This is a genomic window from Actinocrinis sp. (assembly GCF_035605935.1).
GTDB lineage: Bacteria > Actinomycetota > Actinomycetes > Streptomycetales > Catenulisporaceae > Actinocrinis.
The window spans coordinates 1-2,882 of the sequence record NZ_DATNGK010000288.1; the positions used below are offsets into that span (position 1 = coordinate 1).

General features: G+C 67.2%; 4 protein-coding genes. 1 reads left to right on the plus strand and 3 read right to left on the minus strand.

All coding sequences use genetic code 11. The features are described from left to right. On the minus strand, positions 1 to 784 hold a 784-nt coding region (locus VN779_RS23170), incomplete at its 3' end, for a glucose 1-dehydrogenase (RefSeq protein WP_325726846.1). Positions 785 to 913: 129 nt separating this feature from the next. Between VN779_RS23170 and VN779_RS23175 the strand changes: the two genes are divergently transcribed. Further along, positions 914 to 1,654 carry an SDR family NAD(P)-dependent oxidoreductase gene (locus tag VN779_RS23175; protein ID WP_325726848.1) on the plus strand — a complete coding sequence of 247 codons (741 nt, stop codon included), beginning with the start codon at positions 914 to 916 and terminating at the stop codon, positions 1,652 to 1,654. Positions 1,655 to 1,724: 70 nt separating this feature from the next. Here the strand turns inward: VN779_RS23175 and VN779_RS23180 are convergent, their stop codons facing one another. Together VN779_RS23180 and VN779_RS23185 are read right to left on the minus strand one after the other, a co-directional pair. Then, positions 1,725 to 2,120 (minus strand): cupin domain-containing protein, encoded by a 396-nt coding sequence (locus VN779_RS23180; RefSeq protein WP_325726850.1) that lies wholly within the window; start codon positions 2,118 to 2,120, stop codon positions 1,725 to 1,727. A gap of 80 nt (positions 2,121 to 2,200) precedes the next feature. Then, on the minus strand, positions 2,201 to 2,882 hold a 682-nt coding region (locus tag VN779_RS23185), incomplete at its 5' end, for an MFS transporter (protein WP_325726851.1).

Consider the following 2,882-nt stretch of genomic DNA (forward strand, 5'->3'; position numbering starts at 1 on the left):
GACCGAAGTACCGGCGCGCCTTCGTACCGGCCACTTCGGCCGCCGCATCGATGACGAGGCACGCGCCGTTGACGTACCAAGCCTCGTCACTGGCGAGAAACGCGGCCGCCGCTGCGATGTCCTCCGGCCGCGCGGCGCGACCGAACCGCCCGGCAAGTCGCTCCTCGACAACATCGAGCGCTTCGGCGTCGCCAGCCACGACGCTGGCAGTCATGCCGCTTACCGTTGCGCCCGGTGCGATTGCGTTGACGCGCACGCCGGCGGGCATCAACTCCACCGCGGCCGAGGCGGTCAGGCCGACGACCGCGTGCTTCGCCGCGGTGTACGCATGCGGACCGAGGCCGCCACGGACCCCCGCCGTGCTCGCCGTGTTCACGATCGAACCCGAGCCCTGCGCCCGCATGATCCGAGCGCCGTGCTTGATCCCGAGGAACACGCTGGTGAGCAGAATGGCCATGGTCCGGTCCCAGTCGGCGCGGTCGGTGTCGACGAGCGAACCGGTCACGCCGAGTACACCTGCGTTATTGAACAAGCAATCCAGGCGCCCGAACTCCGCGACGGCATAGTCGACCATGCCAGCCACGTCAGCCTCGTCGCTCACGTCAGCCTTCAGAAACCGGGCAGCGGGACCCAACGACTCCGCGACGGCTCGGCCTCGGTCCTCACGCACGTCAGCGAGGACGCATTGTGCGCCTTCGCCGGAGACACGGCGGGCGATGCCCTCCCCGATTCCGCTTGACGCGCCGGTGACAACTGCAACCTTGCCGTCGAACCGTGCGCTCACCATGCCACCTTCCACGCTCCACGCTATTTACATTGACCGGTGTACACCGTACGTTGTACACGAGTCGGCCGGCCGAAATCAAGCCCCCTTTTAGGAGTTGCCATGCAGTTTCGTGGAGCGCACGCACTCGTGACGGGCGCGAACCGCGGATTGGGCAGTCACTTCGTGGAGGCGCTGCTGGCTCGTGGTGCCGAGCGCGTCTACGCTGCCGCCCGGAGCATTGACGCCCTCGCGGACGCCGTCGAGAACCACGGCGACCGAGTCGTCCCCGTCCAGCTGGATGTCACCGACGAGGAGACTGTCCGGCGCTTGGCGGACGATCTTCCTGACGTCGACGTCGTGGTGTCCAATGCGGGGCGGCCCTGCAAGTTGCCGGTGCTGCAGGACCAGGCCGAGCAAGAGTTCCGCTCCGCCATGGAGGTGAACTTCTTCGGGCCATTGGGTCTGGTACGTGCTTTTGCGCCGCACCTGGCGAGGCATCGCGGGGGCATCCTGTTCGTCCAATCCCTGGCCGCGCTTGTCATCTCGCGAAGCTCGCCGATCTACAGCGCGAGCAAGGCCGCGGCCATGATGTTGGCCGCCGGTGTGCGGGCCGAGCTGCGGACGGACGGCGTCACCGTGACCAGTACGTTCCCAGGCTTCATAGACACCGACATGACGACCGGTCTGGACATCCCGAAAGCGTCACCCCGCTCGGTCGCCGACCGATCCCTCGACGCCTTCGCGGTTGGCCGGCCGACCGTGTTCCCCGATCGTCTCGCCGAACTGGTCGAGGACGCCGTCACGCAGGACATGGCCGCTGTGCTGGATGACCCGCAGGCCGTCATGACCCGACTCATTCGTGCGTTCCGGCTTGATCCCACCGGGTGAGCTCTCGGTCGCCGGGCTCGGTGGCGGCAATGGAACGGTTGATCGGCGCAGCCCGCGCGCTATTGCATCGCTAGGTACCGACGTCCGAATCCGGATCCGCGGCGTCTGTGGCGTATACCCCGTCGCAGCCGACGTACTCTTCGGCGCTCACCTCACCAAGCCACACGGTGTCTCCACCGGCGGTGACCGCTAGATGGACGAGTGACCCGTCCGAAGCGGCGCCGTGCCAGTGCCGCGCACCGACCGGAACCTGGATCACCTGACCTGGAGTCAGCGCCGCCGGATGGCCGCCTTCGAACTGGATCCAGCCCCGGCCCAGCTCGCCATAAAGGACCTGCTCTCTGGTGTGGAGATGCCAGTGCGTATGGCCTCCTGGTGGGTAGTGGATGCGGTCGACCCGCAGCCCGTCCGATGAGTCGGCAACCACGATCGGCTCCCGCCACACTCCGGGCGTCACACGTTCCACCTCATTTCCCTCCTCTCGTCCGAGAACTGGGTACGGGTGCAATGTGTTGTTCAAAGAACGGTGTTTGCGCGCCGATCGTTTCAGGCTGCTATCCGCCGCTGAGTTTGGATCAGGTCGGCCACGGTGATCGCGGCCGCGATGGCAAGAAAAGCCAGCGCAGCTATGACGCCGACGCGGAGTGCGTGCGCATAGCCGCCGCGGCCGAGGGCAGCGAAGAACGTGGCGCCGATGACTGATTGTCCGATCGCGATGCCGATACGTTGTGCGGTTTGCAGGACACCGCCGGCGGTACTGCCGGCGACCGGGTCGATCCGCATCAATGAGAGCGCCTGGTTGGGCGTGATGATTGCGCCGGATCCGGCGCCCATGAGGAACAGGGCGGGCGCCAGCGCCACCGCGCCGTATCCGGCCAGCACCGCCAGCGCGATCGCGCCGACCGCGAACGAGGCCAGCCCGACGAGTAGGAGGGGGCGCCCGATCCGGGTGACGAAGCGGCCGGCTAGCGGTGCGCCGATCGCGCTGCCGATCGCGTACGCCGTGACGCCGAGTCCGGACTGCAAGGCCGTGTAGCCGAGACCATCCTGGTAGTAGATCGCGAGCACGAGCGGCAGGCCGGCCATCGCCGGGAAGTACGCGAGTGCGAAGAGCACCCCAGCGGCGTACGACGGCACGCGGAATAGCCGAAGATCGACGAGCGGATCCTTCTGCAACCTGGTGAGCCGGCGCTCGCGGCGGAAGAAAACGATCAGCAGGATCACGGCC